Origin of the sequence: Streptomyces sp. PCS3-D2, from assembly GCF_000612545.2 — a bacterium.
Classification (GTDB): Bacteria; Actinomycetota; Actinomycetes; order Streptomycetales; family Streptomycetaceae; genus Streptomyces.
Map to the genome: position 1 here is coordinate 757824 of NZ_CP097800.1, position 20644 is coordinate 778467.

Consider the following 20644-nt stretch of genomic DNA (forward strand, 5'->3'; position numbering starts at 1 on the left):
GCCGGTGGCCCTCACGCTCACCGACCTGTCCCGCGATCCGTGGCTGCTGCCCGAGGTCGACGCCCTGATCGCCAGCAACATGCCCGCGTTCATGAGCTGGGAGTCCCCCGGCAATTGGCGCTGGCACGGCATGTACGACCGCTACGCCGCGCACCAGCTGTGCCTGGTGGACGATGGCGGGCGCCTGGTCGCGGCCGCCAACGGCCTACCGGTCCACTGGGACGGCACGCCCTCGTCGCTGCCGTCCGGCAGCGACGAGGTCCTCGTGCGGGGGGTGGACCTGGCCCCGCCGGACCGCCCGGACGCCGTGTGCATGCTGTCGGTCTCCGTGGACCCCGCGCACCGGGCGGCCGGCCACGCCGAACGGCTGCTCACCGAGGTCCGGCGGCGAGCCGCCCGGCACGCCCCGCGCGGGGTGATCATCCCGGTCAGGCCCACCCGCAAGCCGCTCTACCCGCTGATCCCGATCGACGAGTACGCGGCCTGGCGGCGGCCCGACGGGCGCTGCTTCGACCCCTGGCTGCGCACCCACCTGGAGTTGGGAGCCCGCCAACTCGGCATCGCACGAGCTTCCCTGGTGATCCGTCAGCCTATTTCCCGCTGGGCGGAGTTCCTCGGGCACCCGCTGCCCGGACCGGGCGAGCACCCCTTGCCCGGAGCCCTCGTACCGCTGCGGGTCGCCGCGGACGGGCACGGCACCTACACCGAACCGAACGTGTGGGTGCACCACCCCGCCGGGCCCGGCACGCCGTGACCGGCTCCGGGCCGCGCGCCCGGCCGCCCCACCCCACCCCCGAATTCCGACGAACCCTGGAGAGAACCATGCCTCCCGTACGCCTCGCCATCGTCGGGTGCGGCGCCGCCGCCCGCGGCTGCCACCTGCCCGCCCTGCCCGCGCTCAAGGGCGACGTACAGCTGACCGCGCTCATCGACCGCGACCCGCGCCAGGCCGAGGACGCCCTCGCCCTGTACCGGGAGCTCGGCGGCACCGACGCCGACCGGGTGGTGCTCGCGACCGACCCGGCCGGAGCCGCCGACGCCTTCGACGCGGCGGTCGTCGTGGCGCCGCACACCCTGCACGCGCCGATCGTCCAGGCGCTGCTGGCGGCCGGCAAGCACGTCCTGCTGGAGAAGCCGATGACCACCTCGGTGGAGGACGCGAAGGCGCTGGCCGCCACCGCAGCGGCCGAGGGCGCCCCGGTGCTCGCCATGGCCCACCCGCGTCGGCTGTTCCCGGCGTACGCCTGGGTCAAGCGGCTCATCGACGGCGGCGAGCTCGGCGACGTGGTGCGGGTCGACTGGTCGGAGGGCCACCCCTACGCCCACGAGCCGGTCTCCTGGTCGATGTTCGACCGGCGTCTCGCGGGCGGCGGCGTGCTCACCGACACCGCCTCGCACGTCTTCGACACCCTGCTGTGGTGGCTCGGTCCCGAGGTGGACGTGGTCCGCTACGAGGACAACTCCCTCGGCGGGGTGGAGACCGACTCCTCCACCCACCTGCGCTTCGGCACCGCCGACGTGCACTGCGCGTTCAGCCGCCTGCGCGACCTCGGCATCAGCTGCAAGGTCACCGGCACCCGGGCGACCGTGACCATCGGCACCGACTTCCCGGCCGGCGAGTGCACGCTGATCACCGCGGACGGGGTGGAGCTGCACCGGGGCGACGTGGACGCCGTCGCCCCCGCGCAGGGCGAGTGGGAGCTGCTCTTCACCGAACAGCTGGGCAACTTCGCCGCCGCGGTGCGCGGCACCGCCGCCGCCCACTCCACGCCGCAGGACGGCGTCCGCGTCGTCGAGCTGATCCAGGAGTGCTACGGCAGCCCCGGCCACCAGCGGGCCGCGCAGCCGTGGACCGTACGGGACGGCGCGGCCCCGGCGGGCCCCGTCCTGGCCGGCCGCACCGTGGCGGTGACCGGCGCGAGCGGGTTCATCGGGGGCCGGATCGTCGAACGGCTGATCCTCGGCACCGAGGCCCGGGTCCGGCCGGTGGTGCGCGGCTTCGGCCGGGCCGCTCGGCTGTCCGTCCTGCCGCAGGACAGGCTGGAGTTCCGCCAGGGCGACCTGCTGGACCCCGAGACGCTGCGCGCGGCCTTCGAGGGCTGCGACACCGTCGTGCACTGCGCCTTCGGCAGCGCCGGTGACGAGGCCGGCCGCTGGGCCGCCTCCGTGGAGGGCACCGCACACGTCCTGGCCGCGGCCCGCGCCGCCGGCGTCCGCCGCGTGGTGCACCTGAGCACCGTCGACGTCTACGACCCCGCCGTCACCGGCGCCCTCACCGAGGACTCGCCCGCCCGACCGACCGACACCACCGACCGCGAGTACGAGCAGCAGAAGCTCGCCGCCGAGCAGCTGGTCCTGGACGCGCACGGCGACGGCCTGGAGACGGTCGTCCTCCAGCCGGGCGTGGTGTACGGCCCCTGGGGCGGCCAGTGGACCACCGCCCAGCTCCGGCGTCCGGCGGGCGACTTCGCGCAGCTTCCGGCGGGCCCCGACGGCGGCGTGTGCAACGCCGTGTACGTGGACGACCTGGCCGACGCGGTGCTCCTGGCCGCGGACACCGCGGCCGCCGCGGGCGAGCGGTTCCTCGTGGGCCACCCCGAGGAACTGCATTGGGGCACCTTCTTCGACGGGATCCGTGCGCTGCGCGGCCCGCTGGACACTGCGGACGGGGCTGCCGGGGAGCCGGTCGCCGACTGGGAGTTGGAGCTGTACCGGGCGACGGCTCGCGCCGGCTACGACAAGGCCCGCCGGATCCTGGGCCACACGGCGCGCGTGCCGTTCGCCGAGGGTGCCGCGCTGACCGGGCAGTGGGCCCGCTGGGCCGGGGAAGCGCCGGAGGCCGGCGCATGAGCGGCATCACCGACGTCCTGGTGGTGGCGCCGCACCCCGACGACGACGTCATCGGCTGCGGCGGCTCCATCGCCAAGCACGTGCGCGACGGGGCCCGGGTGACGGTGGTCATCGTCATCGGCCGCGAGCGCAGCGCCCTCGACGACGCGGTCAGCGACGCCGAGTTCGCCGCCGAGACCGAGAACGCCGCGAAGGCCCTGGGGGTGCACCGCTGCGTGCGCTTCGAGGAGCCCTCGCGGGACTTCGTCCTCTCCCGCCGGGTGCACATGGACCTGGTCCGGGTCATGCGCGAGGTGCGGCCCCAGGTGGTGTACCTGCCGCACGACAACGACGACGACGTCGAGCACCGCATGGTGCACCAGCTGACCACCGAGGCGCTGTGGATGGCGCAGTCGGACTTCTTCCAGGAGACGGGCGGCAGGGCGATGCCGGCCCCCCGGCTGGTGCTCGGCTACGAGGTGTGGGCGCCGATGGCGCGCTTCCAGTACGCCGAGGACATCGACGGGCAGATCGAGACCAAGGTCGAGGCGATGCGAGCGTACGTCTCCCAGCTGCGGCACGCCGCGTGGGACGAGGGCATCCGCGGTCTGGCCCGCTACCGGGGCGCGGTCTCGGCCGGTTCCGGGCACGCGGAGGTGTTCCAGGTGCTGAGCCTGGGCGCCCCGCCCGCCGGGCCGGTGGCCGGTGGCGGCCATGACTGACCGGCTCCTGGTCTGCGGGCTCGGCACGGGCATGGACCGCTCCCTGACCGAGCTGCGCTCGCCCCGGCGGGAGCTCGTGGTGGTCACCGGCCACCCGACCGACCGGGCGCGGGCGGCCGCCGACGTGCTGCTCGTGTGCGACCCGAACGACGCGGTGGCGGTCCTCACGGAGCTGTCGGCGGCCGGGATCGACCGGATCGACGGGGTGTTCTCGCTGGGCGCGGACAACCCTCCGGTGATCAGCACCCTCGCCCGGCGCTTCGGCTGCCCGGGGCTGCCGCTGGAGACGGCCTTGGACTGCACGCTCAAGGACCGGAGGCTGCGGATCCTGCGCGCCGCCGGACTGGACCTGCCCCGGTTCGCCACCGCCGAAAGCGTCGGCGAGGCGGAGCGGGCCGTCGCGGACATCGGCCTGCCGGCGGTGCTCAAGCCCAGCGACCAGACCGGATCGCTGGGCGTGTTGAAGGTGGAGACCGCCGGGCAGGTGCGGGGGCTGGCGGAAGAGGCGCTGCGGCTCAGCCCCGGCGGGCGGATCGTGGTGGAGGAGTTCCTGGAAGGAACGGAGCACACCCTCGCGGCCTTCATGGTCGACGGGGAGCTGCACCGCTTCGGTTTCGCCGACCGGGAGTACGGGCGCAAGGAGGAGTTCGCCCCGCACTTCTTCGAGGGCGGCGACACCCTTCCCAGCCGGCTGACCGCCGAGCAGATCGAGGAGGTCACGGACGTGGTGCGGCGCGGGGCACGCGCCCTCCGCCTGGACCCGGCGGTGATCAACACCGACATCCTGCGCACGCACGACGGCCGCGTGATCCTTCTGGAGATCACCTGCCGCCTGACCGGTGCCCGGATCGCCACCGAGGTGATGCGGCTGGCCACCGGAGTGGACCCGCTGCCCAACCTCGTCCGGCTGGCCCTGGGCCGGCCCCTGGAACCGGGCGAGCTGACGCCCCGACACAGCCACGCCGCGGTACAGCGTTTCGTCCCGGCGGACGGCGGCGTGGTCGAGTGGGTCGGCGACCCGCGGGACGTCGCCCGCCGGTCCGGGGTGCACGACGTCTTCTGGGGCCTCGAACTGAAGCCCGGCACCGTGGTGCCGCCCTACCGCGGCGGCGCCGACGTACTGGCCGGGGTCATCGCCCACGCGGCGCACGCCGGGGAGGCCGAGGCCGTCGCCGAGCGCGCCCTGCGGGCCTTGCCCCTGCGCTTCAAGGCCGGCTCTCCATGACGGGGCCCGAGGAGCGGGCCCGCCATACGCACACGAGTTCGACGAGGGAGAACTGAGATGACCACCGAACCGGTGGACGAGGCGGCGGTCGAGAAGGGCATCGCCCGGACCAGCGTGATCATCGCCCTGCGTGACGACCTGCGGATCGCCGACTGCATCGCCTCGATCGACGAGGACGTCGAGATCGTCCTGGCGCTCAACGGCCCGAGCAACGCCGTCCTGAAACTGATCGCCGAGCACCCCCGCCCGCTGACCGTGACCGAGATCGAGGACGTCGGCAACCTCGGCGCCGCCTACAACGCGGGGGCCGCCGCCACCGACCGGCAGTACCTGCTGCTGATGGACTCCGACTGCGTCTTCGCCCCGGGGGTGGTCCGCGCCATGGTCCGCGCGGTGCTCACCGACCCGGTGGTCAAGGGGCAGGTGGTGTACGGGGAGTCGGACGGGACACTGAGCAGACTCACCGCCCGTGTCAGGGAGTTCGACGAGGGCGACTACATCAGCGCGCTGTCCCCGCCGCTGATCTACAACCGCGACATCGTCGAGCACATAGGCGGCTACCACTTCGACGAGCTGATCCACTGGTGTGAGGACCGCGAGTTCGACTTCCGGCTCCAGCTGGCGGGCATCCCCGTGGTCTACCTTCCTCAGGCGCGGATCTTCCACGACGCGCAGCACGGCTTCGGCAACATGCGCAGCTACTTCCGCTACGGCGTCGGCGAGGGCATCGCCCAGGAGACCGGCGTGTTCACCACGCCGGCAGTGCCGGTGGTGTGGCGACTGTTCGAGGCGTCGCGGACGCTGGTGCACTGCGCCCGCAACAAGGGTGTGGGTGCGGCGGCCTACTACGCGCTGCTGAAGGCGGCCTTCCACACGGGCACCGTCCACCACCTGCTCAACGACCCGTACCAGGTGCGCGACCGCTACCCCGCCTCGGCGAAACGGGCGCGCATGGTGCGGTCGATCCCGCAGCACAGCACCAGGCTGAGCAGCGCCCAGCTGCGACGGCTGCGACGGGCCCACTGGGAGGCGGGCCGGCGGATCGAGAAGGTGGCCGACCTGTCGGTCTTCCACCCGGACGCCGCCGGCCCTGGCGGACCGTCAGTCGCCGGGCAGGCACGGCAGCAGCAGGCGTGAAGGGTGGTCGCCGCCGTGATGGACGGTGTGGTGGGCGAGGACCCGCGGGTGGACGTCGAAGCGTGGCGCGTTGCTCGCCGCGATCTCCAGACGGATCCGGTGGCCCGCGCGGAACACGTGACCGACCGGACCCAGCGCGACGGTGACCTCGGCCGGCTCGCCGGGGGCGGATGCAGCATCCGCCCCCGGCGCCAGCCTGCGCACGCTGTCGCACAACAGCTCGGCCCGGCCGTCGGGGTGCACGTCGACGAGCTTGCCGGTCACGTCGGCCCCCGCCGCGTCCGGGGTCACGTAGACCGTCAGGACGGTGTCGCCGATGACGGTCAGCGGCGCCGTGAGCCGTTCGCCCGTGAAGCACAGCACGTCGGCGCGCCCTTCCACCCCGCGCTGGTCCAACGGACCGCAGTCGCCGCCGGTGAACTGGCCAGGCAGCGCGGTGGCGCCGCCGGTGGTGGGCACCGGGTCGGCCGGATCGTGACGGATGCGGTCCGTTCCGGGGGCCTCCGGGGCGGGGCCGGGCGTCAAACCTCGGCCGCGGAGGTGCAGGACGAGGTCCCGGGTTCCGGGAACGGGCCAGTCGGGGAAGACGCGCCATGCATCGACGCCGGTGACGAACAGCCGCACCGGGTCGGCTGCCGGGACGTCGGGGCGCTGTCGCAGATGCCGATCGAAATGGTCCAGATGGAGACCGGTGACATCAATACTGCGTTCATCGGCCGCCAGTCCGTAACGGCGCTGCGGAAATATTCCGCCGGTGACGCAATGGGACCACGGCCCGACCACCAGCTGCGACGGAGTTCCGCATTCACGAATTCCCCGGTAATTCTCCAGGGCTCCGGCGAGGAAAATGTCGTACCAGCCGGTGAGGTGGAGGACCGGGACGTCGACCGCCGCGTAGGACTCGCGCGGGGCGGCGCGCCGCCAGTACGGGTGGCCGCCCGGGTGCGCGCGCCACTGGCGGTAGTACGGGGCCAGCCGGTCCAGCAGGCCTGCGGCGGCGTCCGGGTCCCGGTAGAGCTCGTCGATCCGGTCGACGGCACGGGCCACCTCGTCCAGATCGGCCCCGGTCAGCCCGGCTCCCTCCAGCAGCAGGTCGTAGAGCACCCAGTACAGGACGAAGCCCAGCTGGAAGGCGCCGCCCTGCCGGGTCCAGCCCTCGTCGAATCCCGATCCGGCCACGTGCGGGGCGATCGCGCCCAGGCCGGGCGGGCGTTCGGCCGCGGCGAGCAGTGCGGCCATCGCCTCGTACGAGCGGCCGAACAGGCCGGCCGAGCCGTCGCACCAGGGCTGCCCCACCGCCCAGGCAACGGTGTCCGCGCCGTCCGCCGCCTCGTGCCAGTACGGCTCGAAGGAGCCGTCGGAGCCGAACCGGCCGCGCACGTCCTGCACCAGCACGGCGTATCCGGAGCGGACCAGCCGCAGGCCGTCGACGGAGGCGCCACCCGGGCTGCCCGATTTCCCGTAGGGCGTCCGGCGCACGAGCACCGGCACAGGTCCTTCGACGTCGGGACGGTAGAGATCGGCACTCAATAAAGTCCCGTCACGCATGGGAATTTTCAGATCGTGTTCCACAATGATTCGCACCCGCCCATATTCCATCAGGACGAGGGAATTCACAATGCACCCCTCAGGAATCCATTTCCTGGAACCGTTCTTCGAGACGGCACGTACCGATCCGGCCCGACCGGCCGTGGTCGACAACGGCCTCGTCGTCGGCTACGGCACCCTCGCCGCCTGGGTGCTGGAGGTGGCCGGCGCCGTCGCTCCCCGGACGGATCAGCCCCAACCTCCGGTCGGGGTCGTCGTGCACCATTCGGCCCGCGACGTGGCGGCCCTCCTGGGCGTTCTCGCGGCGGGCCGCGCCTACGTGCCCCTGGAGGCCGGTCACCCCGGAGCCCTCCTGGACTCCCTCCTGGCCCGGCTGGGGGTCTGCGAGGCCGTGGCAACGGCCGACGCCGGCTGGCAGCCGTCCGTCGCACGGCTGATCCGCCCGCGCTGGGCGCCGTCCCCGCCGACGCCCCCCGTGCTCCCCCGCTCCGGCGTATGCCCCGAGGATCCGGCGTACGTGCTGTTCACCTCCGGTTCCACCGGCAGACCCAAGGGGGTCGTGGTTCCGCACCGGGCCCTGGCCGCCGTGGTGCCGCCGCTGCGCGCGCTGTACGGCATCGGCCCGGACGCCACCGTGCTGCACTTCCACGGCGCCGGCGGCGACACGAGTCTGGAGGAGATCCTTCCCACCCTGACCGGCGGCGCCACCCTCGTCGTCGACGACGCGGCGCGCGAGGGCTTCGCGCAGGTCGCCACGGACCAGGAGGTCACCGTCGCGGTGCTGCCGACCGGATTCTGGTACAGCCTGACCGGTGACCTGCTGGCGCAGGGCGCCGGCCTGCCCCCGTCCCTGCGTACGGTCGTGATCGGCGGGGAGGCGGTGCGCGCCGACATGCTGGCACGCTGGCGGCGGCTCGGCGCCCACGGCGTGCGGCTGCTCAACACCTACGGATCCACCGAGACGGCCCTGGTCACCCACGCCGCGCAGCTAGCCGGGCCGGGCGCGCCCGCACTGCCGGAGACGGGCGGGGACCTGCCCATCGGGCTGCCCTTGCCGCACGTCGGCCAGTACGTCGACGACACGGGCGAGTTGTACGTGTCCGGGCCGGGTCTGGCCCTCGGATACCACGCAGCCCCTGGGGCGACGGCGGCCAGGTTCACCGAGGACGGAGGAACCCGCTGGTACCGCACCGGGGACCGGGTCTCCGTGGCGCCCGGGGGTGCCCTGGTGTTCCAGGGCCGCTCCGACCACCAGGTCAAGATCCGCGGCCACCGGGTGGACCTGGTCGACGTGGAGGCTGTTGTCGGAAGCTGCGAGGGAGTCCGGGAGGTGGCGGCCGCACGGGTCGACCGGGCGGAACACAGCACGCTGGCCGCCTTCTTCGTGCCGCTCGCGGGCCACGACCCCCGCGAGGTGGCGGCGGACGTCCGGGCCCGGCTGGCCGACACGGCGGCCCCGCACCTGGTGCCCAGCCTGCTGGTACCGGTCGGGGAACTGGAGCGCACCCACACCGGCAAGGTGGACCGCAACGCCACCCGGGACCGGTACCTGCCCACGACCGGGGAGGGGCGATGAACGCCGCGACCGGCGCCGCGGGGACGGCATCCGGGGGCGTGCCGGAGGCACCCGCCGAGGCAGCGCGACCTGTCGGATCGGCAGCCGCGCCGGAACGGGCCCTGCCCGGGTCCACCGCGCCTGACGTGGCGGACTCCGGTGCCGGCGCCGACCGGTCGGAGCTCGCCGCGTACGCCTCCCGCCGCCTGGGCGTGTCCCTCGACCCCGCGACCGCCCGCGCCGACGAGAGCGGCTGGGACTTCCGGGTCACGCACGTCCGCGCGGCCGACGGCACCTGGTGGATCCTGCGCCAGCCGCGCCGGTCCGAGGCCTCCCGGCAACTGGCCTTCGAGGGTGCGGCCTTGGCCGCGGTGCGCGGTCGGACGCCCGTGCCGGTACCCGACTGGTGCCTCCACGGCCCGGACCTGGTCGCCTATCCCCGCCTGCCCGGCGAGGCGGCGGGCACCGAGGATCCCCGCACTCTGGTCTACCGCTGGTCCATCGACCCGCTGTCCCACCCCGGCCGCTACCTGGAACCCCTGGCCCGGGCCCTGGTCGCGGTCCACACGACGGCGCTGGACAGCTCCCCCGTCCTCGCGAGCCGGGGCCAGGCGGACCCCGGCACCGTGCGCACCCGGATCGCGGACCGGCTCGCCCGGGCCCGCGCCGAACTCCCGCTCCCCTCGGCCGGGCTGCGGCGCTGGAGGACCTGGTTGGACGACGACCGGCTGTGGCCCGATCGACTGGCCCTCGTCCACGGCGACGTACACCCCGGGCACACCCTGGTGGTGCGCCCGGACGCCGGCCCGCCCACCCTGTCGGGGCTGCTGGACTGGGCCAATGCCGATGTCGGCGATCCGGCCGTCGACTTCGTCGACATGCTGTACGCCGGCGGCCCCGCCGTCCTGGACCGGCTCCTGGACGCCTACCGGACGGCGGGCGGCGAGGTGCGCGACGGCATGCGGGCGCACATCCTGGCCCGGGCCTCCTTCCTCTGGGTCCACGTGGCGCTGCGGGGCCTGGACACCGGCCGCCCCGCATGGGTGGAGACGGCCCTGCGCAGGATGGCGCCGTGAGGGGCCCGGCGCCGAACCCGCGGCCGACCCAGGACACGGCGCGTTCCGCGCACAGGACGGGACGCACCCCCGGCGGGACGGCGTACACCCGCCACGGAACGGGGGACCTTCCGGTCGTGCTGGTCGCGGGCGGGGGCGGCGCGGGACGGATCTGGGAACACCACCAGGTGCCGGCGCTGACCGCCGCGGGCCGACAGGTGGTCACCTTCGACCACGGGCCGACGGCGGTCGCCGGAGCGGCCGAACTGGCCGCCCGGACACGGGAGCTGCTGATCTCCCTCGATCTGCCGCCCTGCCCGCTGGTCGGTCACTCCCTCGGCGCCCTCGCCGTCCAGGAGCTGCTCGTGACCGATCCGCATCTGGCGACCGGGGCGCTGCTCACGGCGACCCGCGGCCGACCCGACCCGGTGGCGGAGGCCCTGGCCCGCGCGGAGGCCGCGTCCGCCGGAACGGGAAACCGCCCGCCGCCGGAGTACGAGGCCTTCGTCAGCCTGGTGCAGAACCTCTCTCCCCGGACGCTGGCCGACGAGCACGCGGTCGCAGAATGGCTCGACTTGTTCGAACTCGCGGCGCTGACCGGCGCATCACCCGCGAAGCGACCGGGCCGGCCGATCGCCGACCGGCTGGCCGACTACGGCCGGATCCGCGTCCCCGTGCTGGTTCTGGGATTCGCCGACGACGTCCTGGCACCCGCCCCGCTGGGCCGGGAGGTCGCCGCCGCGATTCCGGGAGCCCGGTACACGGAGCTGCCGGACACCGGCCACCTCGGGTTCCTGGAACGGCCCGAGGCCTTCAACAGCGTCCTGCTGGAGTTCCTCACCACCCTGGCCCCGACCGACCCCGGAGTGTCCCATGCCCCTTGACCCCCGCACCCCCGTCACCTCGGAGATCGAGGTCGTCCACGTCGGCCAGGAGCCCCCGGACTCCTGGGCCGCGGCCGTGTACCTGTGCGGCCCGACCCCCGCCGACCCCGCCGAACCGTCGTGGCGGCCGGGCGCCGTCGATGCGCTGCGATCCGCGTGGTCCGGTGCCGGACGCCTGGTGGTGTTCCTGCCCGAACCGGTCCCCGGCGGCGGCTACCCGGCGTACGGGGACCAGATCGCATGGGAGGAGGACGCCATGCGCCGGTCCGACGTCATCCTGTTCTGGATCCCCCGCGCCATGGCCACGCTGCCCGGCCTGGTGTCCAACATCAAGTGGGGCTCGTGGTGCGACTCGGGCCGCGCCGTGCTCGGTGCGCCGCCGGAGGCCGAACGCATGGCCTACCTGCTCCACTTCGCCGACGCCCTGGGGGTGCCGGTGGAGCGGACGCCGGCGGGTGCGGCCGAGGCCGCGCTGCGCGCGGTCGGGCCGGGCTGCGCGCGCAGCGGTGGCGAGCGGGCGGTACCGCTGACGGTGTGGCGGACCAGGCCGTTCCGGACGTGGTACGCCGCACGCCGCGAGGCCGGGGACCGGCTGCTGGACGCGCGCGTGGAGTGGTACACACCCACGGCCGGGCCGGACGGGCCCGCGTGGCTGCTGACCGCCACCGTCGCGCCCGCCGACGGCTCCCGCCCCGCCGTGGTCCGCCTGCTGGCTGCTCAGGGACAGGGCATGCTCATGTAGAGCGCCTGCTCACCCTCGGATTCGGTGCCCAGGTACAGGGCGGTGTCCAAGCCGCAGAGGGAGAAGCCCATCCGCCGGTAGGCGTGGATGGCCGGGGCGTTGACGTTGGTCACCTCCAGCCAGACGTGCCCGGCGCCCTGCTCCCGGGCGAAGTCCAGCACGTGTCCCATCAGGGTGCGGCCGACACCCCGGCCCCGATGGTCGGCAGCGATCTCGATGTCCTCGATGGTCAGTCGCCGGTTCCACGGGGAGTAGGAGACGGCGGCGAAGCCGACGAGTGCCCCGGCCGGGTCGACGGCCACGAAGGTGCGGCTGTCGTCGCCCTCGGCGTCCGTCTCCGCGCCGTCCCCCTCGTCTCCTCCGTCATCCTCGGGGAACACCTTGACCAGCGGCGGATCCACGGGAACCTCGCGGAGGGCGAAGCCGTCGCCGGTGACGGCCACTTCGAAGACCGTGCTGGTGGTGAACGACCCGTCGACGGCCTCGATGGCCTCGGTGTCCTCGGGGCGGGCGATGCGGTACTCGTACGTCGTGTCATTGATCGTGGTCATGGCACGAGACTAGGGCCGCACTGACCCGGTATGGGCGGGTTTCAGCCGAATAGGCCGGGCTCATATGCCGCACTGGTTGACGCGCAGTACGGGGCGGACGTCCGCGGCGGACGCCTGCGCCGCAGGGGTCGGCGGCGTGTTCAGGCGGTGAGTTCGGCGAGCTGTGCGGTCAGGGTGGCGGCGGGGGGGTAGGTGGCGCCCAAGGCGGTGACGTGTTTCCAGTGCAGCCGACCGGTGCCGGTGAGGATGAACACCGCCCGGCGCAGCCCGATCAGGGGTGCGGTAATCCCGAATGACCTCGCCACCGCCCGCCCCCGGTCGGACAGCAGGGGCATGCGCAGACCCCGGTTGCGGGCGAACCGCTCGTGGCTGTCCAGTTCTTGGGGGCTGATGCCCCACACCGTGGCGCCGGCGGACTGGAGCTCAGCCAGGCCGTCGGAGTAGGAACACAGCTGGGCAGTGCACACCGGGGTGTCGTCACCGGGGTAGAAGGCGAGGACCAGGGGCTTGCCGCGCTGTTCGCACAGGGTGTAGTCGCGGCGGTGGAAGATTTCGCCGTCCAGGTGTCCGCCGGGCAGGCGGAAGTCGGCGACAGTGTCCCCGATCTTCGGGGTGTGGGCCATGGGGTGGTACCTCGATTCCTTGGTCGGAGGGGCAACCGGGCCGCTTGTGGGAGTACGACCGTGGACAGTGCGGGCGCCGGACTCGGGCCGGTGGCGGGCGGCGGCCTGCCACCACAGGTCGATCATGACTTCCTGAGCGACCTCCTCGGACCGGGTCCGGTCACGTACGACCGTGACCACGATCCCCGACACCAGCGGCGAGAGGGCGTCGTAGAGGGCGGAGAAGGCCGTTTATCGCCGTGGGGAATCTTCTGCATCGCCTCCCTGAGGTCGCTGCGGCGGGGTCGTAGGGGTGACCGGTGCAAGGCGTCGGCTGATTCACCTGCGTGGCTCTGGCTCGGGGGAGAAGGCGAAGCGGCGGCCGGGGCGGCCGTCGGAGGGCGGGGCGTCCATCGCATGCCGGTCCTTGTGTCGTCGCTGGTGCGGGGCCGGACCGCCCCCGAGGACGGTCCGGCTTGCGAAACCTGTGCGTGTGTCGCCCGTTCTTCGTAGCCGACGGGCCTGCGGATGGGAGACCTCCGCGTCACGCACCGACCGCGGCTCATCCGTTCGAGGGAAGCCGGAGCGGGCGGCCAAGCCGGCAGGGAAGCGGCGGCGAAGACCGGGCGTGAGGGGTCCCGAGGTGTTCACGAGGCTTCCTCACCGGCCGCGCGGGACCTCCCCGCGGCCGTACACCCTCACGGGAGGTACGAGAACATGGCTGATGTGCGACGAGGTCTGGCCGTTGCCCTGGCGGCCGGTGCGTTCGTGGTGGCGGGGGCGTCGGTGGCTTCCGCCGATGCGGGTGCGCAGGGTGTGGCCGCGTACTCGCCCGGCGTCGGCTCGGGCAACCTCGTTCAGGTGCCGATCCACATCCCGGTCAACGCCTGCGGCAACACCGTCAGCCTCGTCGGTCTGCTGAACCCGGCATTCGGCAACACCTGCGTCAACGCCTGACACCGCTCCGACTCCGGTCCGGCGCCGTCACGACGGGGAGGCACGGACCGGTGACCCGAGCCGGCGCGGGTCCCGGCACGGCCTCTGTGCCACGCCGCGTCCGCTGCCGGGCGGGTCGGCTGCGGGTGGCTGTCGGCACAGCCACCCGCAGCGCCCCGACCCTTCATTCGGTCCACCAGGTGAGAACGGCGACCACCCGCTTGTCGCTGCCCGCGCGGCTGCCGAAGAGGTCCGCGCCGAGCGTACGGATGATCTTCAGCATGTGGCCGCCGGCCCGAGCCGCCGCTTCCCGGCGTCCGCACGCCGACCTGAGACGTCGTGGGAGCCGTCGTCGACGGCGATGCCCGCCTTCCCGGCCGCGACCGGGGCCGGGAGCACGGAGGACCCTGCGCGTGCAGGACCGCGTCGGTCACCGACTCGGAGGGATCGACACGCGTTCCTCGGCGACAGCGCACGGCAGCGGAACAGCAGCTTCGAGACCCTCCGGAAGCACCCGGCCGCCCTGTGCTCAGTGGTGGGCGGGCCCGGCCCGGCGCGGCGGTCCCGGGGTCGGGACCGGTCGCCCGCGCCGGGCGACAGGGTGTGCCGCTACTTCTGGTTGAGCGGCAGGGCCAGGTCGGTGACCTGGTACCTGGCCGGGAAGGCGCCCCTGCCAGTGGCCCTGCCCGTCAGCACGTCGACCGCGTACAGGCGGTAGGAGCCGCCGGTTGCGAGGGTCGCGAACCCCTGGTTCGTCCCGAGGGCCGGGTTGTAGTAGATGTCGAAACCGGCGTCGAGGGCGGCTTCCACACCGAGATTGCCGGTGGGGGCAAGGGTGCCGGAGTTGGCCGGGGACTGCAGGGAGATCCGGTCGGCCATCGTGTCGAGATCGAACAGCGTCGTCGCGGTCGCGGCGTTGAGGTCGTTGTTGGTGTAGGCGGCGCCGGTGACACCCACGGCCGTCGACGTCGGGGTGGTGGGATGGGTGAGGGTGCCGTCAACGGTGGTCGTCAGCGGGGCGGCCGCATCGTCGATGTTGTGGCGCAGGTTCTGTCCGGTGTCGGAGATGACCCGCAACCGGTTGGCGGCGGGGTTGAAGTCGACGCCGAAGGAGGTTCCGGCCAGTGCGACGGTCAGCTGGGACACCTTCATCGCCTTGGCGTTGAAGGTGTCGAGGGTGTAGATGCCGCCCCTGTCCCCGACGCCGTAGAGCTTCTCGTTCTGGACGCGGAAGTCGATGCCGACGAGCTTGGTGTCGCCGGACAGGCCGGAAACCTTGCCCAGCGGCCAGGTCTTGTCCGGCCTGTGGGCGTCGAACTCGACCAGGCGCTGGTCGCTGGTGAGACCGATGGCGTGCAGGGCCTTGCGGTCGTGGGCGGGCAGGGTCTGCGGCGGGGCGTCGGCCGCGGCCAGGGCGGGTGCCGCACACAGGGCGGCGAACACGGCGGCGGATACTACGGTCATGGCGCGCTTGCGCATGGATTCTCCCGATGATGATGCCTCGGCCCGACGACCGACGGCCTGTGGGGATTCGAAAGCGCCACAGCACTGGATGGGGCGTGCGCGCGGACACCACCCTCTCGGCCCAAGCGGCGGACGCATTCTTGCTCCAGCCGGGGGTCTGGCGGCGCGTCGTCAGCCTTGGGGCGCGCGACCTGTGCACGTACCGGGGGCAGTGCGGGCATGGATGCGTCATCAGACCGGCCGCCGACGGACGGTCCCGGACACGAACTCTGCCGCACAGGCCCCGTCGTGCAGGGGATCGGACTGCCGCACCAGTCCGAGGTCCCGCCGTGGCCCTTTGTTGCACATGATGTGCAGGAGTGCGCTGTTGACTCGTTCGGCCTAAGTCAACCGGTCGTGTCGGGGGCGTTCCGCGGCGGCCCGGTCTCTTTTTCATCAGCGCCCTGAACTGCACTTCTACCAGTATCGCTGCACCACCGTGTCGGCCGGAGGCCGACCGTGCGCCCCGCGGCGGCACCCAGGCGTGGTTTCCTTCGGCCTGCGCAGCCCTTGCGCGATGGTGTGTCCGGGCCCGGCCAGTCCCCGTTGCCTTTCCTGGCCCTGCCCGGGCAGTGCGAACCTCCCGGTTCGCCGCGGTGCCGACCGCCACCCCGGACCTGCGCCACCGCGCCCTGCCCCGAAGCAGCGCCCGGTACGCAGTCAGATGGGAAGGAACCCCTCTTCGTGAAGGCAACACCTGCGGCCTCCGGCCGGCGCCGGATGCTGGACCACTCCCTGCTCGTCCTCGGTTCCGGCGCACTCGCGACCGCGCTGGCCGTCCTCACCATCGGCCCCGGCGTCAGCTCCGCCTCCAGCCACCGCGAAGCGCCGCTGATCGCCGGCGACCCGCGCGCCGACAACACCGACGTCTACGCGTTCACCAGCCCCGACAAGTCCGACACCGTCACCCTGCTGGCGAACTGGATCCCCTTCGAGGAACCCAACGGCGGCCCGAACTTCTACGCCTTCGGCGAGGACCTCCGCTACAACATCAAGATCGACAACGATGGTGACGGTGACTCGGACGTCACCTACACCTGGCGGTTCAAGAACCGGATTCGCGATGCTGCGAACCAATTTCTCTACAACACCGGCCAGGTGACCACCCTGGACGATCCCGACCTGAACTTCCGGCAGGTCTACGACCTCGTCGAGACCCGCGGCGGCAGGAGCAAGGTCCTGCTGTCCAACGCACCCGCCGCGCCGTCCCGGGTCGGGCCGGCCTCGATGCCGAACTACGCCTCCCTGCGGGCCCAGGCAGTACGCGGCCTGCCGGGCGGCGGGAAGGCCTTCGCCGGGCAGGCCGAAGACCCGTTCTTCGCGGACCTGCGGGTCTTCGACCTCCTCTACGGCGGAGACCTGTCCGAGCGCGGGCAGGACACCCTGGCCGGCTACAACGTCAACTCCGTCGCCCTGCAGATCCCCAAGAAGCACCTCGCCCTGGGCGGCAACGCATCCCGGAACCCGGTGGTGGGGATCTGGTCGACGACCGACCGCAAGGGCGTGCAGCTCTCCGACTCCCGCGACAAGCACCGCGACCAGTGGAAGCAGGTCTCCCGCCTGGGCAACCCCCTGGTCAACGAGGTCGTCGTCCCGCTGAAGTACAAGGACGCCTTCAACACGCTCAACCCCGACCAGGACCGCACCGTCCAGCCCGTCGTCGACAAGGTCCTCGACCCGATCCTGCCCAAGCTGATCCAGAAGGTGTACGGCATCCAGGCCCCGCCCGCACCCCGCAACGACCTGTTCGAGATCTACCTCACCGGCATTTGCAAGGCGTGCGGGCCCGTCCAGGCCGACCTCAACGCCCACCGCCTCAACCGCGACGCCAACCTCCGCAAGATTGTCCCCGCGGAGGAGCTGCGCCTGAACATGGCCGTACCTCCGACCGCGAACCCGAACCGGTACGGCGTCCTCGCCGGCGACCTAGCAGGATTCCCCAACGGGCGCCGGTTGACCGACGACGTCATCGACATCTCCCTGCAGGCCGTCGAAGGCGCCGCCCAGAGCGGACAGCTCATCCCCGCGCTCGCCGACGGCGACAAGGTCAACGCCAACGAGGTCCCCTTCGGCACGTCCTTCCCCTACCTGGCCCTGCCACACACCAAGTCCGTCAACAGCGGACCGTCGGGCACCGCCATGTCGAAGGAGAAGTCCGCGGCCTCGCTCGGAGGCGTCGGCGCCGGACTGCTCGCAGCGGCCGGATGGCGGATGCGACGTCGCAACCGCGCCTGATGTGACGTCACCCCTTGATCAGGGCCCTGGGGCCGGACCGCGCCCGGTCCGGCCCCGGGGCACGTCACCTCACCCAGAAACGGCACCTTTTGATGCACCGTGATCCGCGCACGCCTGCACCCGGCCGCCGACTGAAAGCCGTCGCCACCGCCCTCGCACTGGCCACCGCGATGTTCGCCGCCGGGGCCGTCCTCATCGACCCCGTCAGCCCGCGCCCGCCCGAAACCGCCACCCCCGTTCGTGCCGGGGCGCGGCCCGCAGGCACGGTTCAGTCCCTGACCGCACGCCTTGAACGACTGCCCGGGGACTGGAACGCCTGGTCGGCCCTCGGCATGGCCCACATCGAGCAGGCCCGCGCCACCGGCGACCCCGCTCTCTACGCGAAGGCCGAGAAGGCCCTGCGCCGCTCCCTCACACTGCAGACCCACGGCAACACCGGAGCCGAATCCGGCCTCGCCGCGCTCGCCGCTGCCCGCCACGACTTCACCGGCGCCCGCACCCAGGCCGAGGTGGCGATCGCCGGCGACCCCTACGGCGCGGCCGCCTACGGCGTCCTCGCCGACGCCCACACCCAGCTCGGCAACTACCAGGACGCCGAGCAGGCCGTGCAGAAGATGAACGACCTGCGCCCCGACGCCGCCTCCCTGGCCCGGGCCTCCTACACCTTCGAGCTGCGCGGCCTCACCGACCGGGCCGTCGGCCTCATGCGCCGTTCCCTGACCGCGGCCACCACTGCCGGCGAACGTGCGTTCGCCCACGCCTGTCTGTCCGGCCTCGCCCTGGAAGCCGGTGATGCGCGGCGCGCACTGCAGGAGGCCGAGCAGGGCCTGCGGGCCACTCCGGGCGACGCTGCCCTCCTCGATGCCCGGGCACGCGCCCGGGCAGCCCTGGGCCAGTCGGAGCGAGCGCTGGCGGACTGGCAGCGCGCGGTGGAGATCGCGCCTCTGCCGCATGTGGTGCTGGCCCTGGGCGAGATGCACCAGGTCCTCGGGCATGGGCCGCAGGCCGACGCACAGTACGCGCTGCTCAAGGCCCAAGATCGTCTGCGGGCAGCGGCCGGCAGCCCTCCCGACACCGACGCGATCCTCTTCGAAGCCGACCACGGCAGCCCCGCGAGGGCCGTGGCCATGGCTGAACAGGCCCTGCGGACGCGGCCTTTCGTCGCCGTCCACGACGCGTACGCCTGGTCCCTGCACCGCGCGGGCCGCGACCGCGAGGCCCTCGCCCACGCCGACCAGGCCCTGGCCCTCGGTACCCGGCAGGCTCTCTGGTCCTACCACCGCGCCGTCATCCGTCACGCGCTGGGCGACCACAACGCGGCGCACGAGGACCTCGAAAGCGCCCTCGGACCCACCTCCGCCCTCCATCCCCTGCACGCCGGCCACGCGCGTGCTCTGCTCGAGCGAATCGGCACCCACCCATGAACCCTGTCTTCCGCGCAGCCTTCGCCCGTCTCGGACTGCTGGCCGTCTTCTGCTGCCCGGCCACCCCGGCTGCCGCAGCGGCACCCGCCCACCCTCTGGGCAACTTCACGGTCAACTACCACACCGGCCTCGTCCTGCACCCCACCCGCATCGACGCCACGGTCGTCGTCGACCGCGCCGAAATCGCCGCGCTCCAGGAACGCCCCGCGATCGACACCGACCACGACAGCACCCTCACCGAAACCGAGTCCCGCCGGTATGCCCAGGGGCGGTGCTCCGAACTGGCCGGCCAACTCCGGGTGCGTACTGCAGCCGGACCTGCCCGCTGGCAGCCCAAAACCTCGGCCCTGACGTGGGAGCCAGGCGAGGCAGGATTGCAGACCAGCCGCCTCACCTGTACCTTCTCCGCTCCGGCCGCCCTCAGGCGCGGTGGCGGCGTCAGCGTCCGCACCGCCTATGACACCACCCGCGTCGGCTGGCGCGAGATCACGGCCAGGGGCGTCGCACTGGGCATCACCGGCACCGATCTGCCCGCCACCTCACCCACCGGTGAACTTCGCACCTACCCTCCGGACCCGCTCGCCTCCCCCCTGGACCAGCGCACCGCCGAACTGCACACCACGCCCGCCGCCTCCGACACGGCCGCCACGCCTGCCGCGAGCACCCCGGTCGGGCGGACGGCAGACCGGGTGGCGGGCTGGTTCGACTCCTTGGTCGCGCGGCGCGAACTGACCATTCCGGTGGGACTCCTGGCACTCGTCCTCGCACTCGTCCTCGGCGCGTCCCACGCCCTGCTCCCCGGCCACGGCAAGACCCTCATGGCGGCCTACCTCGCCGGACGGCGCGGCACCCGCCGCGACGCCGTCACCGTCGGCGCGACAGTCACCCTCACCCACACCGCCGGCGTCCTGGTCCTCGGCCTTGCGCTCCCCGCGGCAACCCACCTCGCGGGCGAAACCGTCCTGGCCTGGCTCGGCGCCACGAGCGGGCTGATCATCACCGTCATCGGCCTGTGGCTACTGGCCGGAGCGCTCCGCAACCGCCGGCATGGCCACGGCCACCACCACCACGGGCACGGACACGGGCACGGACACGCACACGGACACGGACACGGGCACGGGCACGGGCACCATCATCACGATCACGATCAGGAGGAACGCCCGCACCGCCAGGGCGGGGGACGCGAGCCCGCAGTGCCGTCCGCCCGCCCTTCTGCCGCCGGGCCCGCGCCGTCACCCGTAGCACGAAAGACCGCCGTCCTGGTCCTGCCCGAACCGGCTGCGGACACGGCACACCCCCACAACCAGACCCGCGAACCCACGTCGCACCGCCACCGCACCGACCGCCGCCTGGGGAAGGCGGGCCTGATCGGGATGGGCATCGCGGGCGGGCTGGTACCCAGCCCCTCCGCGCTCGTCGTCCTTCTGGGCGCCGTCGCCCTCGGCCGCACCGCCTTCGGAGTACTGCTGGTCCTCGCCTACGGACTGGGCATGGCAGGCACCCTCACCCTGGCCGGGCTCTTGCTCCTGCACCTCAAAGAACGCCTGCAGACCAGCCCCAAGAACACCGCCGCACGCACGCTGCGTGCCACCGCCGCACGCGTCGGACCACTCTGCACCGCCGGCCTCGTCGTGCTGGTCGGAGCCGGGCTCACCCTCCGCTCCCTGGCCGGTTGAAGCGGTCGTCAGGCGATGAT

General features: G+C 73.0%; 17 protein-coding genes. 13 read left to right on the forward strand and 4 right to left on the reverse strand.

What is annotated here, in order from left to right:
* The first annotated feature begins 4 nt into the window (after positions 1-4).
* The 5 genes from AW27_RS03140 (at position 5) to AW27_RS03160 (ending at position 5913) form a co-directional block, all read left to right on the forward strand.
* Entirely contained in the window at positions 5-754 is a 750-nt protein-coding gene (locus AW27_RS03140) for a hypothetical protein (protein WP_037916670.1), read from the forward strand.
* Positions 755-822: 68 nt separating this feature from the next.
* Positions 823-2850 carry an NAD-dependent epimerase/dehydratase family protein gene (locus AW27_RS03145; protein ID WP_037916668.1) on the forward strand — a complete coding sequence of 676 codons (2028 nt, stop codon included), beginning with the start codon at positions 823-825 and terminating at the stop codon, positions 2848-2850.
* Positions 2847-3551 (forward strand): PIG-L deacetylase family protein, encoded by a 705-nt coding sequence (locus tag AW27_RS03150; RefSeq protein WP_037918172.1) that lies wholly within the window; start codon positions 2847-2849, stop codon positions 3549-3551. Before AW27_RS03145 ends, AW27_RS03150 begins: the two co-directional genes overlap by 4 nt.
* The gene (locus tag AW27_RS03155; RefSeq protein WP_037918169.1) at positions 3544-4776 is read left to right on the forward strand and encodes an ATP-grasp domain-containing protein; all 1233 of its coding nucleotides are present in this window, start codon (positions 3544-3546) and stop codon (positions 4774-4776) included. The genes AW27_RS03150 and AW27_RS03155 overlap by 8 nt, the downstream gene beginning before the upstream one ends.
* A 57-nt stretch (positions 4777-4833) precedes the next feature.
* Complete coding sequence (locus AW27_RS03160) at positions 4834-5913, forward strand: glycosyltransferase family 2 protein (RefSeq protein WP_037916665.1); 1080 nt, start codon at positions 4834-4836, stop codon at positions 5911-5913.
* On the opposite strand, the gene AW27_RS03165 is transcribed toward AW27_RS03160, so the two are convergent.
* On the reverse strand, positions 5878-7497 hold the full coding sequence (locus AW27_RS03165; RefSeq protein WP_236647472.1) for a CocE/NonD family hydrolase: 1620 nt from the start codon (positions 7495-7497) through the stop codon (positions 5878-5880). The two genes, AW27_RS03160 and AW27_RS03165, sit on opposite strands and share 36 nt — an antisense overlap.
* A 34-nt stretch (positions 7498-7531) precedes the next feature.
* Here AW27_RS03165 and AW27_RS03170 point away from each other — a divergent pair, with 34 nt between their 5' ends.
* Genes AW27_RS03170 through AW27_RS03185 form a run of 4 tightly spaced genes read left to right on the forward strand, consistent with a single transcriptional unit; the run spans position 7532 to position 11697 of the window.
* Complete coding sequence (locus tag AW27_RS03170) at positions 7532-9037, forward strand: AMP-binding protein (RefSeq protein ID WP_037916659.1); 1506 nt, start codon at positions 7532-7534, stop codon at positions 9035-9037.
* Positions 9034-10092, forward strand: a complete 1059-nt coding sequence (locus AW27_RS03175; protein ID WP_078555883.1) for a macrolide 2'-phosphotransferase — start codon at positions 9034-9036, stop codon at positions 10090-10092. Before AW27_RS03170 ends, AW27_RS03175 begins: the two co-directional genes overlap by 4 nt.
* A complete protein-coding gene (locus AW27_RS03180; protein ID WP_236647471.1) occupies positions 10089-10955 on the forward strand; it encodes an alpha/beta fold hydrolase in 867 nt (288 codons plus the stop codon). Before AW27_RS03175 ends, AW27_RS03180 begins: the two co-directional genes overlap by 4 nt.
* A complete protein-coding gene (locus AW27_RS03185) occupies positions 10945-11697 on the forward strand; it encodes a nucleoside 2-deoxyribosyltransferase domain-containing protein (RefSeq protein ID WP_037916656.1) in 753 nt (250 codons plus the stop codon). The genes AW27_RS03180 and AW27_RS03185 overlap by 11 nt, the downstream gene beginning before the upstream one ends.
* Here AW27_RS03185 and AW27_RS03190 read toward each other — a convergent pair.
* Positions 11673-12248, reverse strand: a complete 576-nt coding sequence (locus AW27_RS03190) for a GNAT family N-acetyltransferase (RefSeq protein WP_037916653.1) — start codon at positions 12246-12248, stop codon at positions 11673-11675. The two genes, AW27_RS03185 and AW27_RS03190, sit on opposite strands and share 25 nt — an antisense overlap.
* 140 nt (positions 12249-12388) lie before the next feature.
* A complete protein-coding gene (locus AW27_RS03195) occupies positions 12389-12871 on the reverse strand; it encodes a peroxiredoxin (RefSeq protein ID WP_037916650.1) in 483 nt (160 codons plus the stop codon).
* A 696-nt stretch (positions 12872-13567) separates the two neighbouring features.
* On the opposite strand from AW27_RS03195, the gene AW27_RS03200 reads away from it, so the two are divergent.
* Positions 13568-13807, forward strand: a complete 240-nt coding sequence (locus AW27_RS03200; RefSeq protein WP_037916647.1) for a chaplin — start codon at positions 13568-13570, stop codon at positions 13805-13807.
* 588 nt (positions 13808-14395) lie between these two features.
* On the opposite strand, the gene AW27_RS03205 is transcribed toward AW27_RS03200, so the two are convergent.
* Positions 14396-15265 carry a DUF4394 domain-containing protein gene (locus AW27_RS03205; RefSeq protein WP_037916643.1) on the reverse strand — a complete coding sequence of 290 codons (870 nt, stop codon included), beginning with the start codon at positions 15263-15265 and terminating at the stop codon, positions 14396-14398.
* Positions 15266-16009: 744 nt separating this feature from the next.
* Here AW27_RS03205 and AW27_RS03210 point away from each other — a divergent pair.
* The 3 genes from AW27_RS03210 to AW27_RS03220 all read left to right on the forward strand — a co-directional run bounded on the left by AW27_RS03210 (position 16010) and on the right by AW27_RS03220 (position 20624).
* Entirely contained in the window at positions 16010-17524 is a 1515-nt protein-coding gene (locus AW27_RS03210) for a DUF4331 domain-containing protein (RefSeq protein WP_052030085.1), read from the forward strand.
* Positions 17525-17616: 92 nt separating this feature from the next.
* On the forward strand, positions 17617-18948 hold the full coding sequence (locus AW27_RS03215) for a tetratricopeptide repeat protein (protein WP_037916637.1): 1332 nt from the start codon (positions 17617-17619) through the stop codon (positions 18946-18948).
* Positions 18945-20624, forward strand: coding sequence for an urease accessory protein UreH domain-containing protein (locus tag AW27_RS03220; RefSeq protein WP_157840171.1), 1680 nt, complete (start codon positions 18945-18947; stop codon positions 20622-20624). The genes AW27_RS03215 and AW27_RS03220 overlap by 4 nt, the downstream gene beginning before the upstream one ends.
* Positions 20625-20644 lie beyond the last annotated feature (20 nt).